The following is a 21,267-nucleotide window of genomic DNA, read 5'->3' on the forward strand; positions in this document are numbered from 1 at the left end:
ATCGGGTCTTAGTCAAAGCCCACAATCGCCTTGATCTCCAGATACTCCTCGAACCCGTGAACCCCGTACTCACGGCCATTGCCCGAACGCTTGTAGCCACCGAACGGTGCCATCGGGTTCCACGCCGGGTAGTTCAACAGCACTTGCCCTGCGCGGATACGCGACGCAACGGCGCGCGCAAGCTCAAGATCCTGGCCCTGGACATGCGCGCCCAGCCCATAGACGGTGTCGTTGGCAATGGCGATGGCTTCATCCACCGTGTCATAGGGGATGATGCACAGCACCGGGCCGAAGATTTCTTCCTGGGCGATGCGCATGGCGCTGTCCACCTGGGAGAACACAGTCGGGCGCGTGTAGAAGCCTTTTTCAAAGCCCTGCACGCGTCCCGGTCCGCCGCACAGCAGTTTTGCGCCCTCGTTCAGGCCCACTTCGATCATGGCCTGCACGCGCTTGAACTGGGCTTGATTGGCGATGGGACCGAGGATGGTTTCTTCCGATTGCGGATCACCGACGATGATCGCATTGGCGGTGGCGGCAGCCAGGGCTTCGACCTGGGCCAATCGGTTCCTTGGCACGATCATGCGGGTCGGTGCGCTGCACGATTGGCCGACATTGCGAAACGCCGACATCACCCCCGGTGGCACGGCTTTGTCGAAGTCGGCGTCTGGCAGCAGCACATTCGGCGACTTGCCGCCCAACTCCTGGGTCACGCGTTTTACCGTCGGGGCGGCCGCCTGGGCCACCAGCGCGCCCGCGCGGTTCGAGCCGGTGATCGAGATCATGTCGATATCGGGATGCGCCGCTATCGCCGCACCGACCTCGGCACCGCTGCCGTTCACCAGGTTGAAGACGCCGGGAGGAAGACCCGCGTCATGCACCAGTTGCGCGAAGAACAGGGCGCTCAGGGGTGACAGTTCGCTGGGTTTGAGAACGACCGTGCAGCCCGCCGCAATGGCCGGAGCGACTTTTGCGGTGATCTGATACAGCGGCCAGTTCCACGGCGTAATTAGGCCGCAGACGCCGATGGGTTCGCGGGTAATGGCGGTGCCGCCTTCGACCTTCTGGAAACAATAGCTGGACAGCACATCACGGGCCACGCGCACGTGTTCGGCGGCCAGTGGCACTTGCATCGCCCGGGCAAAACCGATGGCCGCGCCCATTTCCAGAGAGAGTGCCTGGGCCAGCGCCTCCTTTCGTTCAAGGATCAGTTCATGGATTCTGCCGATCACCAGCGCGCGCGAGGCTGGCGAAGTCGAGGACCAGCCGGGGAAGGCCGCACGCGCCGCCGCGACCGCCCGATCAACATCCTCGCACGAGCCTTGGGCGACTTGGGCAACCACCTCTTCGGTGGCCGGGTTGATCACCGGCAACGTTGCCTCACGGGCCGGGGACGACCAGTCACCATTGATATAAAGCTGTCTGGTTGTGTGCGGGTCGAGGGTGTAGCTGTTCGAAGATCGGGTTGTCATCCAACGGGCTCCCTTAGAGCGTTTTATGGCATCGCCGGCAGCAGATCGTTATGCCGTGTCTGCCCAATAAGCTAACAAAGCGGCCCTGATGAAATGTGCCGTTCTTGACCTTGGCAAAGGAGAATCTGCTGTATCTGGCGCGCTAACTTGGCAAAAACGTAGCGGCACCGGTTTCAGAGTTTGGCCCTCGGCTTCGGACAAGCTTTCCAGTGCCGGCGACGCTGGCCGATTTAGGGTTTGCCAGGGCCGTTGTCGCGCAAAATTCGCAGCGCACGGGTGCAGGCGTTGGTGAGTTTTCTTGAGGCTGAGTTGAAAGCCTGAAGCCATCGCGAGCAGGCTCGCTCCCACAATGAATCTGTGGCGAACACAAAGATGGCTGCCCCATCAAAACCCTGTGGGGGCGAGCCTGCTCGCGATGGCGGCGGCCCATTCAACACAGATGCTGAAACTGCCCGCCCCAGGCGTAGATTCTGCCGCAAAGCGGCCTTCACAGCGTCGCCGCATGCACCATAACTGTCCGCAAACCCACAGAAACACGGGTGCAACGCCCGCGTCTGGAGCATCCCGCAAAGTCTGCTGGGCGAGCCCTGAAAAACGGTGGTTTGTACCAAACGGCCGGTATTTTTAACCGTTTATCCACGGTCTCATGGTGTTGTAATGAAAATGTGATGCAGCGTTGTACCGATGCTTCACGAACGGCATCAATGGTTGCCTCGGCATTGCCTTCAACAACAAATTCAGGACCGCACTCATGAGCTTTCTTCGACCCAAGTACATCACCTTCGACTGCTACGGCACGTTGACCAACTTCCAGATGGGCAGCATGACCCGCGAGCTGTTCGCCGATCGTGTCGATGCCGGGCAGATGGACCAGTTCGTCAAGGATTTCTCCGCTTATCGTCTGGATCAGGTGATGGGCGAGTGGCGGCCCTATGATGAAATCATCAAGACGTCCCTGATGCGGGTCTGCAAGCGCTGGGGTGTCGAATATCGGGGCGAAGGCCAGCTCTATTACGACGCCGTGCCAACGTGGGGCCCTCACGCCGATGTACCGGCGGGCCTGTCGAAAATCGCCGACAAAATTCCCCTGGTGATTTTTTCCAACGCGATGGACGAACAGATCATGTCCAACGTCGATAAGCTCGGCGCGCCTTTCCATAAAGTCTTTACTGCCCAGCAGGCCCAGGCCTACAAGCCGCGCCTGGCCGCCTTCGAATTCATGCTCGATAACCTCGGCTGCGGGCCGGAGGATGTGCTGCATGTCTCGTCCAGCTTCCGCTACGACCTGATGTCGGCCCACGACATGAAGATCAAGAACAAGGCCTTCGTCGCCCGCGGCCATGAGCAACCGGCGAACGCTATGTATGGCTACCACCAAATCCCGGACATCGGCGGTTTGGCCGGTCTGGTCGGGCTCTGAGTTGAGCGCACTCTTCAAGGTGAAAAGGGGTTAGACATGGGCAGTGAGTCTTACTGGCTCGATACCGCACCGGCCTTCACCGGTGCCCAGCTCGGCGGATTGCCCGGGCGGGTAGACGTGGCCATTGTCGGTGGCGGTTTCACCGGCCTGGCGGCGGCCCGGGCCCTGGCCTTGAAGGGCGCCAGCGTGGCGGTGCTGGAAGCGGGCAGGGTGATTGGCGAAGCGTCGGGGCGCAATGGCGGTCAGTGCAACACCGGCGTTGCCCAGGACTACGCGTCACTCACCGCCAGCCTCGGCGCCGATAAAGCGCGGGCTTATTACCTGGCTTATGAAAGCGCCGTACAGAGTGTGGTTTCGCTGGTGGAGCAGGAAGCGATTGCCTGCGATCTGACTCGCCACGGCAAGCTCAAGCTGGCCGCCAAGGCGTTGCACTACGAAGGGTTGGCACGCACCTGTGAGTTGATCCGCAAGGAAGTCGATGCCGACGTCGAGTTGCTGTCCGCCCAAGAGGTGCGGGCGGAGGTCAATTCGGCCCAGTTCCACGGTGGCCTGCTGCAGCGCAACGGCGTGCAGATGCATGTCGGGCGCTTCGGTGTCGGCCTGGCCGAGGCGGCGGCCCGTCACGGGGCGTTGGTGTTCCAGGGCGTGTCGGTGAAGGACTGGAAGGCGCGCACCGGCGGCTATCAGGTCAACACCAGCAAAGGCGCACTGCACGCCTCGCAGATCCTGCTGGCGACCGGCACCTGTCAGCAGGGTGGATTGGGCTGGTACCGGCGGCGAATCGTACCGGTGGGCAGCTTCGTCATCGCCACCGAAGTGTTGCCCCAGGCGCTGATCGACAGCTTGCTGCCGGCGCGTCGCTCCTACGTCACCAGCCGCATGATCGGTAACTACTTTCGCCTGACGCCGGACAACCGGCTGCTGTTTGGCGGTCGGGCGCGGTTTGCCATGTCCGACAGCGTTTCCGACGCCAAGAGCGGCAAGGTGCTGCAAGCAGCGATGGTGCAGATGTTCCCGCAGTTGGCCCACGTCAGGATCGACTATTGCTGGGGCGGGCTGGTGGACATGACGTCCGACCGTTTACCCCGGGCCGGCCAGCATGGGGGGGTGTATCACTCCATGGGCTACAGCGGCCACGGCGTGCAGATGTCGGTGCACATGGGGCAGGTCATGGCCCAGGTCATGGCCGGTGAGGTCGAGGCCAACCCTTGGCGCGAGCTGGATTGGCCGGCCATTCCCGGGCATTTCGGCAAGCCCTGGTTCCTGCCGCTGGTAGGCGCGTATTACCGCCTGCAGGACTACCTGCACTGAGTTTCATGGCGCTGTTTGGCGTTTCAACCACGTTGCGTTAATCGTGCGCAATCGAGCCCTATCATTTTCCGAAAGGTAGAACTGACATGACTGACAACAAAAATGGCATTGAAGACCAGTTGATCACCGGTGCAGAAAGTCTGCGTGTTTTCGAAGGGCTCAATCGCGGCATGTCTCGCCGCAATGCATTGCAGATGCTGGGGTTGGCAGGCGTGGCCGCAGCAGGTGCCGGCAGCCTGTTCGGCGCCGCCGGCAAACTGTTCGCCGAAGAAGCGGCAAGCCCGGGCAAAGGCAAGCCGGGCGGGCGTATCCGTGTCGCCGGCATCTCCAGTTCCACCGCCGACACCCTGGACCCGGCCAAAGGCTCATCGTCCACCGACTACGTGCGTCACTACATGTTCTACAACGGCCTGACGCGCTTCGACAGTCACATGGTGCCGCAACTCGAACTGGCCGAGCGCATCGACACCACCGACGCCACGCTCTGGGTGATTACCCTGCGCAAGGAAGTGACTTTCCACAATGGCAAGGGGCTGACCGCCGCTGACGTGGTGTTTTCCCTGTTGCGACACAAGGATCCGATCACGGGATCCAAGGTCTTGCCGCTGGCGTCGCAGTTTGCCGAGGTCAAGGCCAACGGCAGCCATGAAGTACAGATACGCCTGAGTGGTCCGAATGCCGAGCTGCCATCGGTCCTGGCCATCTCCCATCTGTTGATCGTGCCTGAAGGCACCACCGATTTCAGCCAGGGCATCGGTACCGGTCCGTTCAAGGTCAAGGAATTCAAGCCGGGGGTGCGCTCCATCGGTGCGCGCAATACCAATTACTGGAAACCTGGCCTGCCGTACCTGGACGAGATCGAGTTCATCGGCATTCCCGACGAGCCATCGCGGATCAACGCGCTGCTATCGGGCGATGTGCAGATCGTCAACGAGGTCAACCCGCGCTCGACCACGCGGATCAAGAACAGCGTTGGCCATCGGGTCGTGGACTCGCCGTCGGGTAACTACACTGACTTGATCATTCGTCAGGACCAGATGCCGGGCCAGAGCCCGGAGTTCACTCAGGCGATGAAGTTGCTGTTGGACCGTGAACAGATCAAGTCGGCAATCTTCCGTGGTTACGCCAGGGTCGGCAACGACCATCCGATCGCCCCCGGTGCACGGTTCTTCAATGCCGACCTGCCACAGCGGGCCTATGACCCGGAAAAGGCGCGCTTCCTGCTGAAGAAGGCGGGCATGGAAAGTATCACCATGCCGGTGATGTGCTCGCCGGCTGCCACCGGCTCGGTGGACGTTGCCGTGCTGCTGCAGCAATCGGCCAAGGAGGCCGGGCTCAAGCTTAATGTCAACCGCTTGCCGAGCGATGGCTACTGGTCCAACCACTGGGCCAAGCACCCGATCAGCTTCGGCAATATCAACCCGCGGCCCAACGCCGACATGCTGTTCTCGCAGTTCTTCCAGTCCACCGCGCCGTGGAACGAATCGGCCTGGAAGAACCCGCAGTTCGACCAGTTGCTGGTCCAGGCCCGGGGCGAAACCGACGAGGCCAAGCGCGGCAAGATGTACGCCGACATGCAGACCCTGGTGCATGACCACTGCGGCATCGGCATCCCGGTGTTCATCAGCAACATCGACGGTGTTGACCAGCGCGTCAAAGGCTATGGCACCAACCCGCTGGGCGGTTTCATGGGCTACATGTTCTCCGAGCAAGTTTGGCTGGACGCCTGATGAACGTCGGGTATTGGCTGGGTGACAGGGCAGGAGGGCAGGCTGATGAATAGCAGCACACTTTGGTTGATCGGCCGGCGCATGGGCGCCGCGATCGTGACGTTGTTGATCGTCTCGATGGTGGTGTTCGCCATCACAGCGGTGTTGCCGGGAGACGCGGCGCAACAAGCCCTCGGACAGTTCGCCACGCCGGAGCAAGTGGCGGCCCTGAGGGTAAAAATGGGCCTCGATCAGCCGGGTGTGTTGCGCTACCTGCATTGGCTGACGAGCCTGCTCGGCGGCGACATGGGCGAGTCTGTATCCAACGCCGTGCCGGTCACTGAACTGATGGCGGGACGGGTGCCCAACACCCTGATGCTGGCGGCCGCCACGGCGCTGGTATCGGTGCCGGTGGCATTGACCCTGGGCATTGGTTCGGCGATGGGGCGTGGTGGTCGCGTCGACAGCTTTATCAGCTTTTTTACCTTGATGATGGTGGCGGTACCGGAGTTTCTGGTCGCCACCCTGGCAGTGTTGATTTTCGCGGTGAATCTGGGTTGGCTCTCGGCGTTGTCCTATTCCAGCGAGATCACCTCACCGTGGCAATTCATGCGCACCTATGCCTTGCCGGTCATGACCCTGTGTTGCGTGATCATCGCGCAAATGGCGCGCATGACCCGGGCGGCGGTGATCGATCAACTCGACAGCCCCTACGTGGAGATGGCCCGTCTCAAAGGTGTGAGCCCGGTGCGGGTGGTACTGCGTCATGCGTTGCCCAACGCCATCGGGCCTATCGCCAACGCCATCGCCTTGAGTCTGTCCTACCTGCTGGGCGGGGTGGTGATCGTCGAGACAATTTTCAACTATCCCGGCATTGCCAGCCTGATGGTCGATGCCGTGACCAACCGTGATATGGCGTTGGTCCAGGCCTGCACCATGTTGTTTTGTACCGCGTACCTGACATTGGTGTTGATTGCTGATCTGTGCGCGATCCTTTCCAACCCGAGGCTGAGAAATCAATGAACAATCTCATTGTGAAACCCCCGACTGCGGCGGTCGCTCTGGCGTTGGGCAAAGACGCTCACGCCACGTCCTGGCTTGGACTGGTGGGCGCCGCGATGTGTGTATTCTGGTTGCTGGTGGCGATCTTCGGCCCGTGGCTGGCACCGCACCCGGTGGGGGAAGTGGTCTCTGACAATGTTTTCGACAGCCTTAGCGTCGTTTATCCGTTAGGCACCGATTACCTGGGCCGCGACATGCTCAGTCGGGTTCTGGTCGGCGCCCAGTTCACCGTGGGTCTGGCGCTGGTGGCTGCGGTCCTGGCCAGTGGGTTTGGGACCAGTTGCGCACTGTTGTCGGTGGTATCACCCAAGTGGCTGGATGAGCTGATCAGTCGCCTGATGGACGCCTTCATTTCGATCCCGAGCAAGATGCTGGCGTTGATCATGGTCTCGGCATTTGGCTCGTCGGTGACTTTGCTGGTGTGTACGGCGGTGTTGAGCTACTCGCCGGGCGCGTTCCGTATCGCCCGCAGCATGGCGGTGAACATCGAGGCGCTGGAGTACGTGCAAGTGGCCCGCACCCGTGGCGAGCGTCGACTGTACATCGCTTGCGTGGAAATCCTGCCCAACATGCTCAACCCGGTGCTGGCTGACCTGGGCCTGCGTTTCGGCTTCATCGTGCTGCTGCTCAGCGGCATGAGCTTCCTCGGCCTGGGTGTGCAACCACCGGATGCCGACCTGGGTTCGCTGGTGCGCGAAAACATTGGTGGCCTCAATCAGGGGGCGCCGGCCATTGTGATTCCGGCCCTGGCCATCGGCACCCTGACCATTGGCGTCAATCTGTTTATCGACCGTCTGTCTTCGCGACGTAGCCGACGTACGGGAGGGCATTGAAATGAGTGAATTGATCCGAGTCGAAAACCTGCGGGTAGTTGCTTGCGGCGAGCGCGGTGAGGTGGAGATCGTCAAGGGCGTGAGTTTCTCCCTGGAGAAAGGTGAAGTGCTGGCGCTGATCGGCGAGTCCGGTTCCGGCAAGACCACCATAGCCCTGGCGCTGCTCGGTTATGCCCGGCGCGGCTGTCGCCTGGCCGGTGGCGTGGTACAGATTGGCGAACATGACATGCTGGCGTTGAGCGACAGCGAGCTGCAAGGCCTGCGCGGCAATCGTGTCTCGTATATCGCCCAAAGCGCCGCCGCGGCGTTCAACCCGGCGAAAAAACTCATCGACCAGGTGGTGGAAGGGGCGTTGATTCATGGCCTGGGCAGCCGGCCCGTACTGGAAGCCAAGGCCATCGAACTGTTCCGCGACCTGGCGCTGCCCGATCCCGAGCGCATCGGCCAACGCTATCCCCATCAAGTCTCTGGCGGGCAACTGCAACGGGTGATGGCGGCCATGGCGCTGATCAGCGATCCGCTGCTGGTGGTGCTCGATGAACCGACCACGGCCCTGGACGTGACGACCCAGATCGACGTGTTGCGCGCTTTCAAGCGCGTTGTGCGCGAACGCGGCGCGACGGCGGTCTATGTGTCTCACGACCTGGCGGTCGTCGCGCAGATGGCCGATCAGATCGTGGTGCTCAACGGCGGGCAGATCTTCGAGCAGAGCGCCACCGCGCCACTGCTCAAAGGCCCGGCTCACGCCTACACCCGCAGCCTGCTGGCGGCGGCGCGGCCGGATACGACGATCCGTCCGCCCTGCGGCGTGGCCGGCGATGCGCCGCTGCTGACCATCCAGGGCTTGACCGCTGGCTACGGCAACAAGAATCAACAGGGCATGCCGTCGATCCGGGTGCTGGAAGACATCGACCTGACCGTGCGCCGGGGCCAGGCCATCGGTGTGATCGGCGAATCGGGCTCGGGCAAATCAACCCTGGCCCGGGTGGTGGCGGGGTTGTTGACCCCGGCACTCGGCGGGCTGACGTTTGACGGTCAACCCTTGGGCGGCAGCTTGTCCGAGCGCACTGACGAGCAATTCCGGCGCATCCAGATGGTTTTCCAGAACGCCGACACCGCACTCAACCCGATGCACAGCGTCAGCAACATTCTGAGCCGGCCACTGAAGATGTATTTCGGTCTCAAGGGCGTGGCGCTGCGTGAGCGCATCGGCGAGCTGCTGGACCTGGTACGTTTGCCTCGGGAGCTGGCCGAGCGTCGCCCGAGCGAACTCTCCGGTGGGCAAAAACAGCGAGTCAACCTGGCTCGGGCGCTGGCGGCCAAGCCGGATCTGATCCTGTGCGATGAAGTGACCTCGGCACTCGATACCGTGGTCGGTGCGGCAATCCTCGAGCTGCTGCGCGACCTGCGCCAGCAATTGGGTGTTTCGTACCTGTTCATCAGTCACGACATCTCCACGGTGCGGGCGCTGTGCGATGACATTGTGGTGATGTACAGCGGCCATAAGGTTCAAGAGGGCACCCGGCAATCGCTCGCCCAGCCACCCTTCCATCCCTACACCGACCTGCTGATCCATTCGGTGCCGGAATTGCGCCAGGGCTGGCTGGAAAACTGTGGCACCACCACCTGCGGCACGCTGCCCGCGTTGGGTGCAAAGACCAATGCGCCGCAGCTGTGTACCTTTCTCAATCGCTGCCCGGTGCGGGTCGATGGCCTGTGCAACCACACCGCGCCACCCCGGCGAATCATCGACGGTGGCAGTGAAGTCCTCTGCCATCACGACAGCGCCGAACTGCTCAAGAGCCAACAGGATGCCAACAGCATGATCGTGGGAGTCTACGCATGAACGCTCGTTTCGTGAGGTTGGCCGAGCAGGACCGGCCCGTCGTCAATTTGAAAGTCGATGGCGAACCCATCCAGGCCTTGCAGGGTGACACGCTGATGGTCGCGCTGTTGACCCGGGGCCCAGCGTTGCGCCAGTCGGAGTTCGATCCGGGCAGCCGGGCCGGTTTCTGCCTGATGGGCGCCTGCCAGGATTGCTGGGTCTGGACCCGCAACGGCGAACGGTTGCGGGCCTGTTCCAATGAAGTGCGCGAAGGGCTGGACATCATCACCAAGCAACCGGAGGCGATATGGCCACTGCGCGGCTGAGCAATCATCGAGTCGTCATTGTCGGCGCCGGGCCCGCCGGCATCCGTTGCGCCCAGACCCTGGTCGCGGCGGGCTTCAAGCCGATCCTGATCGACGAAAACCGTCGCGACGGCGGACAGATCTACCGGCGCCAGCCTGAAGGCTTCACCCGCAACTACGCCACGCTCTACGGCACCGAGGCGGACAAAGCCCAGGACTTGCACGAAAGCTTCGACCGTTTACGCCCACAGATTGACTATCGCCCGGACACGCTGGTGTGGAACCTCACGCCCGGGCAACTGTGCTGCGTCAGCCAGGGCCTGCATTCGACGGTGGATTACGATGCATTGATCCTTTGCACCGGCGCCACCGACCGCTTGATGCCGATCGAGGGCTGGCAGTTGGGCGGCACCTACAGCCTCGGCGGGGCGCAGATAGCCTTGAAGGCCCAGGCGGTGTCCATCGGCCACCGCGTGGTGTTCCTGGGCAGTGGGCCGTTGCTATACCTGGTCGCCAGCCAATACCTCAAGGCCGGCGCCAACGTAGCGGCGGTTTTGGACACCGCGCCGCTGGGCCTGCGCATCAAAGCCTTGCCCAAACTCATGGCGCGTCCAGGACTGCTGTTTACCGGCATGAAGCTGCTGGCTCAGTTGTATCGGGCGAAAATCGCGGTGCACCTGGGTGTCTCTCCGTTGCAAGTGCTGGGTGAGGCGACTTCCGGCGTCAGTGGCGTGCGGGTACGCACGGCGGCCGGTGAAACCTTGACGGTGGATTGCGACGCGGTGGCGCTGGGTTATCACCTGCGCCCGGAAACCCAACTGGCCGACCTGGCGGGCTGTGCTCTGCGCTTCGACGAGGCGTCGGGTCAATGGTGGCTGGACACGGACGAAGAGGGCCGAACCTCGGTCAGCGGCGTTTATGCCGCCGGAGATGGGTCGAAGATCCGTGGCGCTGATGCCGCCGAGCACGCCGGGCGCCTGGTCGCCCTGGCGTTGTTGAGCGATTTGCAGCAACCAGTGGACGCCGCGCAGGTCGCCGCGCAGCGTCAGGCGCTCAAAGTCATGGATGAATTTCGTCTCGGTCTGGCCCAGGCGTTTCCCTGGCCCGCCGCGCAAGCCAAGGCCTTGCCGGATGAGGCCATTGTCTGCCGCTGCGAGATGATCAGCGCCGGCGAATTGCGCCGTACCGTCAGTGAAAAGGGCGCCTGTGAAGTCAATCGGGCCAAGGCCTTCAGTCGGGTGGGCATGGGCCGCTGCCAAGGGCGTTATTGCTCTCAGGCCGGGGCCGAGGTCATTGCCGCAGCCGCCGGTGTCCACGTCCAGGAAGTCGGCCGGCAACGCGGCCAGGCGCCGGTCAAACCGCTTTCGATGCTCACCCGGGAGGTGACGCCATGACGGTCAATAAAGCCGATGTGCTCATCGTCGGCGGTGGTTTGATGGGCTCGGCGGCGGCGTTTTTCCTGCGCCAGCGGGGCCAGTCGGTGATCCTGCTGGAGCGAGACCAGATCGGTCAGTACGCCAGTGGCGTGAACTTCGGCAACGTGCGGCGCCAGGGGCGTTTTCTCGGCCAATTGGAACTGGCGAACCGTTCCTGGGCGTTGTGGAAGCGCCTGCCGGAACTGATTGATGATGACCTGGAGTTCATCGCCAGCGGGCACATGCGCGTGTGTTATCGCGAAGACGAGATCGCCGAACTGCAAGCCTATGCCGACGCTCCTGAGGCAGAGCAGTTGGACTTGAAGATCTTTCGTGGCGCTGAGCTGCATGAGCGCTTTGCGTTCCTCGGGCCAGACGTCAAGGGCGGCTCCTATGCGCCGCACGACGGTCACGCCAACCCGCGTCTGGCGGCCCCGGCGTTTGCCAGGGCGGCGCGGCGACTCGGCGCACGCATCGAGGAGCGCACCGAAGTGGCCGAAGTGCAGAAGGCCAATGGTGATTTCAGTGTCACAACCACCGATGGCCGTCAGTTCAGCGCCGCTCAACTGCTGATTACGGCGGGCGCCTGGGGGCAGAAACTCTCGGCGCAATTCGGTGAACCGGTGCCGCTGGACACTAACGGTCCACAGATGGCCGTCACCGAACCGGTGCCTTATGCCTTGCCGACGGTGATCGGCGTGTATACCAAAATTCCTGAGGAAGTGATCTATTTCCGGCAGATCCCGAGGGGCAACATCGTCATCGGTGGCGGCTATCGCAGCAAGCCGGACATGCTCAACCGCCGGGCCTATGTCGAGCCGCGCAGCATTCTCAACCAGCTTGACCAGATGCGTCGCTTGCTCCCAGGCGTCGGCAACCTGAACATCATTCGCGTGTGGAGCGGCATCGAAGGTTATCTGCCCGATTCCCTGCCGGTGATGGGCCCCAGCGGCAACGTGGACGGCTTGTATTATGCGTTCGGCTTCTGCGGTCACGGTTTCCAGCTCGGGCCGGGGGTTGGCGACGTCATGGCCGAGCTGATCAGCACCGGCAGTACCAGTACCTCGATCGAACCGTTCTCCATTCGCCGGTTCGCCCCCACTGCCGAGCAACGGAGCAAAGCCTCATGAAACCTCGCGTACTAGCTATTTTCGAACGCCTGCTGGCGTTTGAAACGGTCTCTTCAGAGTCGAACATGGCCCTGATCGAGTACGTGCGCGAGCTGCTGTTGAGCAAGGGCATCGAGTCGCTGATCGTCAAGGATGAAAGCGGCAAGAAGGCCAACCTTTTCGCCAGTACCGGCCCACGGGAGTTGCCGGGGATTCTGTTGTCCGGGCACACCGACGTGGTGCCGGCGGCGGGGCAGGCCTGGACCGTTCCGGCGTTCCAGGCGACGGTGCGGGACGGGCGGGTGTACGGTCGTGGCAGTTGCGACATGAAAGGGTTCATTGCCTTGGCCATCGATGCCATGCTTGATGCCGCCGACCATCCCCTGAACCGACCGCTGCAACTGGCGCTCTCCCATGACGAGGAAATCGGTTGCGTGGGGGTTCGCCGCTTGCTTGACGTGCTGCACCTGGCGCCGGTGCGGCCGTTTTTGTGCGTGATCGGCGAGCCGACCAACATGCAGTTCGTGCTCGGGCACAAGGGCAAAGGCTCTTATCGCACTTACTGCCGTGGCCTGGAGGCGCACTCGTCCCTGGCACCGCGCTCGGTCAATGCGATTCATGTGGCCTGCGATTTCATCGCCGCGTTGCGCCAGAGCCAGCAGCAGCTGCAAGAGCAGGGCGCCCGGGACGCCGATTACGACGTGCCCTACAGCACCGTGCACGTCGGGCAGATTGTCGGTGGCAAGGCGCTGAACATCGTGCCAAACCTGTGCACCCTGGATTTCGAAGTGCGCAACCTGCCGGCCGACGACCTGGATCAGTTCCTGGAGCAGCTGCGCGAGCACGCTGAAGTGATCGTGCGCGAGGCCAGGAAACTCTCCAGCGTGGCGGACATCGAGATCGAAACCCTGAATGTCTATCCGGGGCTGGATACTCATCCGAGCGTTGAGGCGGTGCGCTTTCTGAAGAACTTCGCCGCGACGGACACCGGCACCGCCAAGGTTTCCTTCGGCACCGAGGGTGGTCTCTTCAAGCAGCGCCTGGATGTGCCGGTGGTGGTCTGCGGCCCTGGCTCCATCGAGCAGGCGCACAAGCCCGACGAGTTCATTGAAATCAGCCAGATGGAAGCGGGGGAGCGTTTTCTGGAAGGGTTGCTCGGGTCCTTGAAACGGTAAGCCATACGCAGAGCAAATGTGGGAGCGGGCTTGTGGGAGCAAAGCTTGCTCGCGATTGCGGCGGATCAGGCGACATCGATCAAGAACCGTGTCATCGTTCATCGCGAGCAAGCTTTGCTCCCACAGGTTTCGGTGTTTAGCCTGGGGCTTCGGTAGAGCCTGCCGTCCCACCTCGAAACTTCAGCATCCAACACTGCCCAAAACCCGCTTTCAGCATCCTCATCCGCGGCATCTCCCTAGACTGGAAATACCTCGGAACAGGACGCGATCATGCTCAAGAATCAATTGAAAGACCCCAGCCTTTTAGTAGAACTCGCCTACGTCGACGGGCAGTGGATCGGTGCCGATGACGCCGCCACGCTCGACGTCATCGACCCGGCCACGGGGGACGTGCTCGCCCGGGTGCCGGCCATGCAGGGGGTGGAAACCCGGCGTGCCATCGACGCCGCCGAGCGCGCCTGGCCGGCCTGGCGTGCACGCCCGGCGGCGGAACGCGCGGTGCTGCTGGAGCGTTGGTATCAGGCCATGATCGACAACCTGGACGATCTCGCGCTGATCATGACGTTTGAGCAGGGCAAGCCGCTGAACGAAGCCAAAGGCGAAATCCGCTATGGCGCCGGTTTCGCTAAATGGTTTGCCGAAGAGGCTCGACGGGTTTATGGCGAAACCATCCCGGCCCCCAGCGGCGACCGTCGCCTGCTCACGCTCAAACAGCCGGTGGGCGTCTGCGCAGCGATCACCCCGTGGAATTTCCCCAACGCGATGATCACCCGCAAGTGCGCCCCAGCCTTGGCGGCGGGTTGCCCGGTGATCGTCAAACCGTCGGACCTGACACCCTTGTCGGCCCTGGCGCTGGCGGTGCTGGCCGAGCGGGTCGGGATTCCGCCGGGAGTGTTCAATGTTGTGACGGGCATGCCGGCGGGCATCGGCGAAGAGCTGACCGGCAACCCGACGGTGCGCAAGATTTCCTTCACCGGGTCCACGGCGGTTGGTCGACTGCTGATGCGCCAGAGCGCCGAACACATCAAGCGCCTGAGCCTGGAGCTGGGCGGCAACGCGCCGTTCATTGTGTTTGACGACGCGGACCTGGAGCAGGCCGTGGCCGGGATCATGCTCAGCAAGTTTCGCAACGCCGGCCAGACCTGCGTCTGCGCCAACCGCATCCTGGTGCAGGACGGCATTTACGAGCGTTTCGCCGAGCGCCTGGTGCAAGAGGTGGGCAAGCTCAAGGTCGGCAATGGCCTGGAGGCCGACGTGATGATCGGTCCGCTGATCAACATGGCGGCGGTGAACAAAGTCGCTCGACATATCGATGATGCGTTGAGTCAGGGGGCGCGTTTGCTCTGTGGCGGCATTCCCGAGGGTGACAGCCAGTTCGTCCAGCCCACGGTGCTGGGTGAGGCCCACGCCGATATGTTGCTGGCCAATGAAGAAACCTTTGGCCCGGTTGCGCCGCTGATGCGCTTTACTACCGAGGAGCAGGCGTTGGCTCTGGCCAATGCCACACCGTATGGCTTGGGCGCTTACTACTTCACCCAGGACCTGCGTCGTTCATGGCGGTTCGGCGAGGCGCTGGAGTTCGGTATGGTCGGCCTCAACACCGGGATCATTTCCATGGAAGTCGCGCCCTTCGGTGGCATCAAGCAATCGGGCCTGGGCCGGGAAGGCAGCAAATACGGCCTGGATGAATACCTTGAAGTGAAAGCTTTCCACATCGGTGGGCTGTGATGCGTCCATTGTTTGAACAAACACCAGGGAGCCACGATTGATGAGCAAACCATTTCGAATCGCTGCCATCGCCGGCGACGGCATCGGCAAGGAAGTCCTGCCTGAAGGGCTTCGGGTATTGGAGCAGGCCGCGAAAAAATGGCAGTTGTCGTTGAGCATCGAAGTGCTCGATTGGGCCCACTGCGACTACTACCTGGAACACGGGCAGATGATGCCCGCCGACTGGTTCGAGCAACTCAAGGGCTTCGATGCGATCTACTTCGGCGCCGTGGGCTGGCCGGACAAAGTGCCGGATCACATTTCCCTGTGGGGCTCGCTGCTCAAGTTCCGCCGCGACTTCGACCAGTACGTGAACATTCGCCCGGTGCGGCTGTTTCCGGGCGTGCCATGCCCCTTGGCCGGGCGAGAAGCGGGAGATATCGATTTCGTGGTGATCCGTGAGAACACCGAAGGCGAATACTCCTCCGTGGGCGGCAAGATGTTTGAAGGCACTGAGCATGAGTTCGTGCTCCAGGAGTCGGTGTTCACCCGGCGCGGGGTCGATCGGATTCTCAAGTTCGCCTTCGACCTGGCCCAGACCCGACCGCGCAAGCGCCTGACCGCGGCGACCAAGTCCAACGGGATCTCCATCAGCATGCCGTATTGGGACGAGCGCACGGCGTTGATGGCCGAGCAGTACCCGGATGTGCAATGGGACAAACAGCACATCGATATTCTGTGCGCCCGTTTCGTTCTGCAGCCGGACCGTTTTGATGTGGTGGTGGCGTCAAACCTGTTCGGCGACATCCTCTCCGACCTCGGCCCGGCCTGCGCCGGCACCATCGGCATCGCACCGTCGGCCAACCTCGATCCGCAGCGGCGCTTCCCGTCGCTGTTCGAACCGGTGCATGGCTCGGCGCCGGATATTTATGGACAGAACATCGCCAACCCGATTGCGATGATCTGGTCAGGCGCGTTGATGCTCGATTTCCTGGGCAATGGTGATGAACGTTATCGCGCCGCTCATGACGGGATTCTCAGGGCCATTGAGCAAGTGATTGCCCAGGGGCCGATCACCCCCGACCTGGGCGGACAGGGCTCGACCCAAGACGTCGGCATGGCCATCGTCGCGGCGCTTTGACGCTTTACTAACCTGTGACACCTTTTTGCCCGCTCACACTGCGGGCTTTTTTTTGGGCTTCGATCGCAAATCCAGATTCACCAAAAATCCCTGTGGGCGCAGGCTTGCTCGCGAAAGCGGAGTGTCAGCCAACGGGGGTTTTGACTGTGCCGCCGCCATCGCGAGCAGGCTCGCTCCCACAGTTTTTTTGGAGCGGCTGCAAGATTCACATCCACCGAAAATCCCTGTGGGAGCGGGCTTGCTCGCGAAAGCGGAGTGTCAGCCAACGGGGATTTTGACTGTGCCGCCGCCAACGCGAGCAGGCTCGTTCCCACAGTTTTTTTCGGGGTGGCTGCAAGATTCACATCCACCGCAGATCCCTGTGGGAGCGAGCCTGCTCGCGATGGCGGTGGTGCTATTTGACGACGTAAACCTTGCGTACATACACGCTGCTGTCCCAGGCGCAAGGGGCAGCCAGGGGGACGAACACAGTATCGCCGGCGTTGACCGTCAGATCGGTTCCGTCGGCTGTCTGCAGGGTGACGCTGCCTTCGATCAGGTGCATCAATTCATGCAGCTTGTGGGGTCTGGCCCGGCGGGTGTACGGCGTTGAGTCCCAGATACCAATGCGCAGGTGGGTCGCTTCTTCGACAAACAGATTGTGCGAGCGACATTGCGGTGGCGGGCTGAGCAGTATTGCGTCGTCGGGGGCCGCCGAAGGCGAGAGCATCGTGTGCGCCGGGAGTGCTGTCAGCCCGGGCTCGCTGGCATTCACGCGCACGGTATCGGCACAGAAGGCCCAGAAAGACCCAGGTTGCGCGTCGATCTCAAGCGCCGTACCACGGGCGATCACCGCACTTTCACCGGCGCGCAGGCGCAGCGTTTGTGCCTGGCTGCGCAGTTCAACGCCACCGGCATGCACCACGATCATTTCGCTGAACGGGTATTGGTCGCTGCTGAACTGACCGCTGGCGCGGACGACACCAGCGGCGATGCCATCCGCCCCGGCATAAGCGATGAGCCTGTCGAACGGATCATTGGCCCCCAATGAACCTGGGGTGAACGAGGTGGAGGCAAGGCTACCGTCGGCATGCGCCAACAGCACTGCAGTGGGTTCGAGCATGAACATGATTCTCCAAAAAAGACCTGGATAAGCGATGGGATTTGTCAGCCAACGGCCTGGGTCACCAGCACGAACTGCCGCACTGAGCCGGTCGCTTGCGGGGGCGTGCCACGGGCCATCTGGGCGACGGTGTCGACCTGCTTGAGGCCCGCCTCTTCGAGCCAGGGGCCCAGCCCGGTGTCGGAGGGAATGTCGATCCGAACGAACGCATCCGGCACCCGGGCCAGCAACACGGCGATCAGGTGCCTGGCCTGTTCAGGGTTCTGCGCGATGACCGGACCGATGCAACGGCCACGACCGAAGGGGCGCAGCAGGGCGAAAGCGCACAACTGGCCGTCCCGCTCAATACCCACTGCATGCTCAACGACATCGAACAGATCGGTGAGCACGGCCTGACGGTCCAGGCCGCTTCCCGCATTGGCCAGTTTGATCATTTGAGAGTGATCGGCTTCGGCCAACGGGCGGCAGCGTTCGTTGTCGGCCAACGCCTGCGGTGCAGGCGGCAGCGCCAGTCCCTGATGTTGCTGGATATGCCCAAAGTCAACGAATCCCTGGCTGACATACAGCGGTGCACCGGCCAGTGTTGCATTGAGGATGGCAGTGCGTGATCCGCACGCTTCAATGGCCAGCTCCATCAGCTTGCGACCGATCCCCTGGCCCTGGTATTCGTCATCGACAATCACCAGGCCTATGGTGGCGTAGCTTCCCTGGGCACAGGTGAATGCAGTGCCGATCAGGCGGCCCTGGTCCTCCACGACAAAACCCTGGGCGACGCGCTGCAGCATCGCCCAGTCCTCCAGGCGATGGGGCCATTTCAATTGCACGGATAAGGCATGGGCCGAGGGCACATCGGCGGCGGTCATGGCACGATAGACGTAGTCAGGGCGTTTCGAAGTGGACATGGCAGATCACCATTGAAAGGGGTGTAAACGGTCGGATTTATCCGCGGGTAATGCTTGTATCTCACCTGCAAGCAGGCCTGACAAGGGTCGCAAAACGATTCGGCAGGTTCCTTCCGCAACGGCGCTTGCGGCCACATTTCTTGCTCAAATCAGCGGCCGGGCCAGCAGTAAATACCGGATGGATTTTCGGAAGATGCCGGGCGCCACACACGGCTCAGTAGCTTCGCTCACGGTCCACCAGGCCAAGCATCGATTCGCCCCGTTGATGCCGGCGAATATTGTCCAATAACACGCCAAACGCACTCTCGGGTTGAGTCATCGCTGCGATATGGGGCGTCAGCATTATTTGCCGATGATTCCAGAACGGATGATCCGGCGCGGCCGGTTCCTGTTCCAGCACGTCGAGCACCGCCGCGCTGAGCTGGCCGCTGGCAAGGGCTTCAAGCAAATGCGCTTCTACCAGATGCCCACCGCGGCCCATATTGACCAGCGCCGCGCCTCTGGGCAGGTGTTGGAACAACTGACGGTTGAGAATTCCCTTGGTCTGTTCGGTCAGCGGCAGGACACACAGCACAATATCGCATTGGCTGAGGAAGGCCGGCAGTTGCCCGGTTCCGGCAAAGCACTCCACCCCATCAATGTGATGTTCGCTGCGCGCCCAACCCGACAAGGCGAAACCAAAGGTCTTCAAGGTGCTGAGTATCTGACGGGCCTGCAACCCCAGGCCCATGACCCCGACCCGACGCTGCTGCGCAGGTACCAACCGGTGTGCTTGCCAGCACCGCTCGGCCTGTTGCTGGCGATAGCGCAACATGTCGCGGTGCAAGCTGAGTACGGCGAAACTGGCGTATTCGCACATGCCCTGACTGATGCCGGGGTCGAGCAATCGCACCACCGGCAGCGTCGCCGGCAAGCGGCCCAGATCCAGTTGATCGACCCCCGCCGACAAGGCGAACAGCACTTGCAGATTGGGTAATAAGGTTTCGATATCGTCCGGTGCCTGCCAGGCCGCCAGGTAACGAATATCCCGAGGATCGCCGATGTCCGGCCAGGCACGCCATTGGATATCCGGGGCATGTTTGGCGAACAGGCGCTGCCATTGTTCGCCGCGCACCGGGTCAGCTTTATACAGCAGGGCCATGGGGCATTTCTCGCATGTGATAAGGAAGTATCAAGCATGCCCTAATGCCAGAGCAGGATCTGTCGAAAGGGCCTGTGCAGCAGCGTGTCGCTGCGTTGCAAGGCACCTCTGCCGGTAGATTCCATGGCGCGAGGTGCTCTTGGAGGATTCTGCTGTTTGCCGGGGTGTAAACAGTCGATCCGAATTTCTCAACGACCAAGTTCGGCTTAGACAATCGTGTCGAACGCTTAACCTGTGAACACACCGCAGCCGCTTCCTGGTTGCGAGGCTCACGATGGGAAATGCCATGAACAGTAAAGTCGAAGAAACCCCAAGTCTGCTCCGTCAACGTGATCAATTTGTGCCGCGTGGCCTGGTCACCGCCCACCCGCTGGTGATCGACCGGGCCCAGGGCTCGGAGTTGTGGGACGTGGACGGCAAGCGCTACCTGGACTTCGTCGGCGGCATCGGTGTACTGAACATCGGCCACAATCACCCCAAGGTGGTCGCGGCGGTGCAAGCCCAACTGCAAAAAGTCACCCATGCCTGTTTCCAGGTCGTGGCCTATCAACCTTATCTGGACTTGGCCAAGCGCCTGTGCGAAATGATCGGGGGTGAGCAAGCCTATAAAGCGGCGTTCTTCACCTCCGGCGCCGAGGCCGTAGAAAACGCGGTGAAGATCGCCCGAGCCTACACCCAGCGCTCGGCGGTGATCGCCTTTCGCGGGGGCTTCCATGGCCGGACGTTGCTGGGCACCACGCTCACCGGTATGAGTCAGCCTTATAAACAGAATTTCGGGCCATTCGCACCAGAGGTCTTTCACACGCCCTATCCGAATGCCTACCGGGGTGTCACCAGCGAAATGGCGCTTCAGGCGCTGGACGAATTGTTGGCCACTCAAGTGGCACCTGAGCGGGTCGCAGCGATCATCATCGAGCCGGTGCAAGGCGACGGAGGGTTCCTCTCGGCGCCCGTTGAGTTCCTCCAGGGTCTGCGCGCGCTGACGGAAAAGCACGGCATTGTGCTGATTCTCGATGAAATCCAGACCGGGTTTGGTCGCACCGGTAAATGGTTTGGCTTCCAGCATGCAGGCATCCAGCCAGACCTGGTCACCGTTGCCAAAAGCCTTGCTGGTGGCTTGCCGCTGTCGGGTGTGGTCGGCAAGGCCGAGATCATGGACGCGCCACTGCCTGGCGGACTGGGCGGTACCTATGGCGGTAACGCGCTGTCGTGCGCGGCGGCGCTGGCGGTGATCGAGGCTTACGAGCAGGAACAGCTGTTAGCCCGTGGCGAGGCCTTGGGCGAGCGGTTGCGTCAGGGCCTGTTGCGCCTGCAAACCCGTTACCCGCGTATTGGCGACGTGCGCGGCAGCGGCTTCATGCTGGCAATCGAGCTGATCAAGGATGACGATGCGCGTACCCCGGATGCCGACCTCAACCAGCGCTTGATCGACGAAGCGCGGGCCGGTGGATTGCTGGTCATCAAGTGCGGGGTGTACCGCAACGTATTGCGCTTCCTTGCCCCTCTGGTGACCAGCGAGGTGCAGGTCGATGAAGCCTTGCAGATCCTCGACGGTGCGCTGGCACGGGTCATGGGCTGAAGGCCTGGTGTTCATGGCGTTTGCCAGGGCAAGCGCCAATGCAAATCAAAGGAGCGTGGATC

The 21,267-nt window shown here is 62.1% G+C and carries 17 protein-coding genes; 13 read left to right on the forward strand and 4 right to left on the reverse strand.

Translation table 11 applies throughout. The features are described from left to right. Positions 1-8: 8 nt before the first annotated feature. Complete coding sequence (locus tag MA884_RS03255; RefSeq protein ID WP_256229005.1) at positions 9-1,469, reverse strand: aldehyde dehydrogenase family protein; 1,461 nt, start codon at positions 1,467-1,469, stop codon at positions 9-11. A gap of 751 nt (positions 1,470-2,220) precedes the next feature. Here MA884_RS03255 and MA884_RS03260 point away from each other — a divergent pair. The 12 genes from MA884_RS03260 to MA884_RS03315 all read left to right on the forward strand — a co-directional run bounded on the left by MA884_RS03260 (position 2,221) and on the right by MA884_RS03315 (position 16,481). Further along, a complete protein-coding gene (locus tag MA884_RS03260) occupies positions 2,221-2,889 on the forward strand; it encodes a haloacid dehalogenase type II (protein WP_256229006.1) in 669 nt (222 codons plus the stop codon). A 36-nt stretch (positions 2,890-2,925) separates the two neighbouring features. After that, positions 2,926-4,200, forward strand: a complete 1,275-nt coding sequence (locus MA884_RS03265) for an FAD-binding oxidoreductase (protein WP_256229007.1) — start codon at positions 2,926-2,928, stop codon at positions 4,198-4,200. 86 nt (positions 4,201-4,286) lie between these two features. After that, the gene (locus tag MA884_RS03270) at positions 4,287-5,930 is read left to right on the forward strand and encodes an ABC transporter substrate-binding protein (RefSeq protein ID WP_256229008.1); all 1,644 of its coding nucleotides are present in this window, start codon (positions 4,287-4,289) and stop codon (positions 5,928-5,930) included. 45 nt (positions 5,931-5,975) lie between these two features. Then, positions 5,976-6,932, forward strand: coding sequence for an ABC transporter permease (locus tag MA884_RS03275; protein ID WP_256229009.1), 957 nt, complete (start codon positions 5,976-5,978; stop codon positions 6,930-6,932). Next, positions 6,929-7,804, forward strand: a complete 876-nt coding sequence (locus MA884_RS03280) for an ABC transporter permease (protein ID WP_256229010.1) — start codon at positions 6,929-6,931, stop codon at positions 7,802-7,804. The genes MA884_RS03275 and MA884_RS03280 overlap by 4 nt, the downstream gene beginning before the upstream one ends. Before the next feature lies 1 nt (position 7,805). Continuing rightward, positions 7,806-9,650, forward strand: coding sequence for an ABC transporter ATP-binding protein (locus tag MA884_RS03285; RefSeq protein ID WP_256229011.1), 1,845 nt, complete (start codon positions 7,806-7,808; stop codon positions 9,648-9,650). Continuing rightward, positions 9,647-9,955 (forward strand): (2Fe-2S)-binding protein, encoded by a 309-nt coding sequence (locus MA884_RS03290; protein WP_256229012.1) that lies wholly within the window; start codon positions 9,647-9,649, stop codon positions 9,953-9,955. The genes MA884_RS03285 and MA884_RS03290 overlap by 4 nt, the downstream gene beginning before the upstream one ends. Beyond that, entirely contained in the window at positions 9,937-11,328 is a 1,392-nt protein-coding gene (locus tag MA884_RS03295; protein ID WP_256229013.1) for an NAD(P)/FAD-dependent oxidoreductase, read from the forward strand. Before MA884_RS03290 ends, MA884_RS03295 begins: the two co-directional genes overlap by 19 nt. Then, entirely contained in the window at positions 11,325-12,479 is a 1,155-nt protein-coding gene (locus tag MA884_RS03300) for an FAD-binding oxidoreductase (protein ID WP_256229015.1), read from the forward strand. The genes MA884_RS03295 and MA884_RS03300 overlap by 4 nt, the downstream gene beginning before the upstream one ends. Then, a complete protein-coding gene (gene argE / locus MA884_RS03305; protein ID WP_256229016.1) occupies positions 12,476-13,633 on the forward strand; it encodes an acetylornithine deacetylase in 1,158 nt (385 codons plus the stop codon). Before MA884_RS03300 ends, argE begins: the two co-directional genes overlap by 4 nt. 270 nt (positions 13,634-13,903) lie before the next feature. Next, positions 13,904-15,361: an NAD-dependent succinate-semialdehyde dehydrogenase gene (locus tag MA884_RS03310; RefSeq protein WP_256229017.1), complete on the forward strand. Its 1,458-nt coding sequence runs from the start codon at positions 13,904-13,906 to the stop codon at positions 15,359-15,361. A 40-nt stretch (positions 15,362-15,401) separates the two neighbouring features. Further along, complete coding sequence (locus MA884_RS03315; protein WP_256229018.1) at positions 15,402-16,481, forward strand: tartrate dehydrogenase; 1,080 nt, start codon at positions 15,402-15,404, stop codon at positions 16,479-16,481. A 394-nt stretch (positions 16,482-16,875) separates the two neighbouring features. Here MA884_RS03315 and MA884_RS03320 read toward each other — a convergent pair whose 3' ends face one another. The 3 genes from MA884_RS03320 to MA884_RS03330 all read right to left on the reverse strand — a co-directional run bounded on the left by MA884_RS03320 (position 16,876) and on the right by MA884_RS03330 (position 19,626). Then, a complete protein-coding gene (locus tag MA884_RS03320) occupies positions 16,876-17,583 on the reverse strand; it encodes a cupin domain-containing protein (protein WP_256229019.1) in 708 nt (235 codons plus the stop codon). Positions 17,584-17,627: 44 nt separating this feature from the next. Further along, a complete protein-coding gene (locus tag MA884_RS03325; RefSeq protein WP_256229020.1) occupies positions 17,628-18,485 on the reverse strand; it encodes a GNAT family N-acetyltransferase in 858 nt (285 codons plus the stop codon). Positions 18,486-18,699: 214 nt separating this feature from the next. After that, positions 18,700-19,626, reverse strand: coding sequence for a glyoxylate/hydroxypyruvate reductase A (locus MA884_RS03330; protein WP_256229021.1), 927 nt, complete (start codon positions 19,624-19,626; stop codon positions 18,700-18,702). 286 nt (positions 19,627-19,912) lie between these two features. Between MA884_RS03330 and gabT the strand changes: the two genes are divergently transcribed. Then, positions 19,913-21,205, forward strand: a complete 1,293-nt coding sequence (gene gabT / locus MA884_RS03335) for a 4-aminobutyrate--2-oxoglutarate transaminase (protein ID WP_256229022.1) — start codon at positions 19,913-19,915, stop codon at positions 21,203-21,205. The last annotated feature ends 62 nt before the right edge of the window (positions 21,206-21,267 follow it).

The organism is Pseudomonas sp. Q11 (genome assembly GCF_024494355.1).
Taxonomy (GTDB): Bacteria; Pseudomonadota; Gammaproteobacteria; order Pseudomonadales; family Pseudomonadaceae; genus Aquipseudomonas; species Aquipseudomonas hefeiensis.

Coding starts and splice junctions, on each gene's coding strand:
- MA884_RS03330 (WP_256229021.1), bottom strand. CDS start 19,626: ATGGCCCTGCTGTATAAAGCTGACCCGGTGCGCGGCGAACAATGGCAG.
- MA884_RS03300 (WP_256229015.1), top strand. CDS start 11,325: ATGACGGTCAATAAAGCCGATGTGCTCATCGTCGGCGGTGGTTTGATG.
- MA884_RS03255 (WP_256229005.1), bottom strand. CDS start 1,469: ATGACAACCCGATCTTCGAACAGCTACACCCTCGACCCGCACACAACC.
- MA884_RS03310 (WP_256229017.1), top strand. CDS start 13,904: ATGCTCAAGAATCAATTGAAAGACCCCAGCCTTTTAGTAGAACTCGCC.
- argE (WP_256229016.1), top strand. CDS start 12,476: ATGAAACCTCGCGTACTAGCTATTTTCGAACGCCTGCTGGCGTTTGAA.
- MA884_RS03285 (WP_256229011.1), top strand. CDS start 7,806: ATGAGTGAATTGATCCGAGTCGAAAACCTGCGGGTAGTTGCTTGCGGC.
- MA884_RS03265 (WP_256229007.1), top strand. CDS start 2,926: ATGGGCAGTGAGTCTTACTGGCTCGATACCGCACCGGCCTTCACCGGT.
- MA884_RS03295 (WP_256229013.1), top strand. CDS start 9,937: ATGGCCACTGCGCGGCTGAGCAATCATCGAGTCGTCATTGTCGGCGCC.
- MA884_RS03325 (WP_256229020.1), bottom strand. CDS start 18,485: ATGTCCACTTCGAAACGCCCTGACTACGTCTATCGTGCCATGACCGCC.
- MA884_RS03260 (WP_256229006.1), top strand. CDS start 2,221: ATGAGCTTTCTTCGACCCAAGTACATCACCTTCGACTGCTACGGCACG.
- MA884_RS03320 (WP_256229019.1), bottom strand. CDS start 17,583: ATGCTCGAACCCACTGCAGTGCTGTTGGCGCATGCCGACGGTAGCCTT.
- MA884_RS03290 (WP_256229012.1), top strand. CDS start 9,647: ATGAACGCTCGTTTCGTGAGGTTGGCCGAGCAGGACCGGCCCGTCGTC.
- MA884_RS03280 (WP_256229010.1), top strand. CDS start 6,929: ATGAACAATCTCATTGTGAAACCCCCGACTGCGGCGGTCGCTCTGGCG.
- MA884_RS03270 (WP_256229008.1), top strand. CDS start 4,287: ATGACTGACAACAAAAATGGCATTGAAGACCAGTTGATCACCGGTGCA.
- gabT (WP_256229022.1), top strand. CDS start 19,913: ATGAACAGTAAAGTCGAAGAAACCCCAAGTCTGCTCCGTCAACGTGAT.
- MA884_RS03275 (WP_256229009.1), top strand. CDS start 5,976: ATGAATAGCAGCACACTTTGGTTGATCGGCCGGCGCATGGGCGCCGCG.
- MA884_RS03315 (WP_256229018.1), top strand. CDS start 15,402: ATGAGCAAACCATTTCGAATCGCTGCCATCGCCGGCGACGGCATCGGC.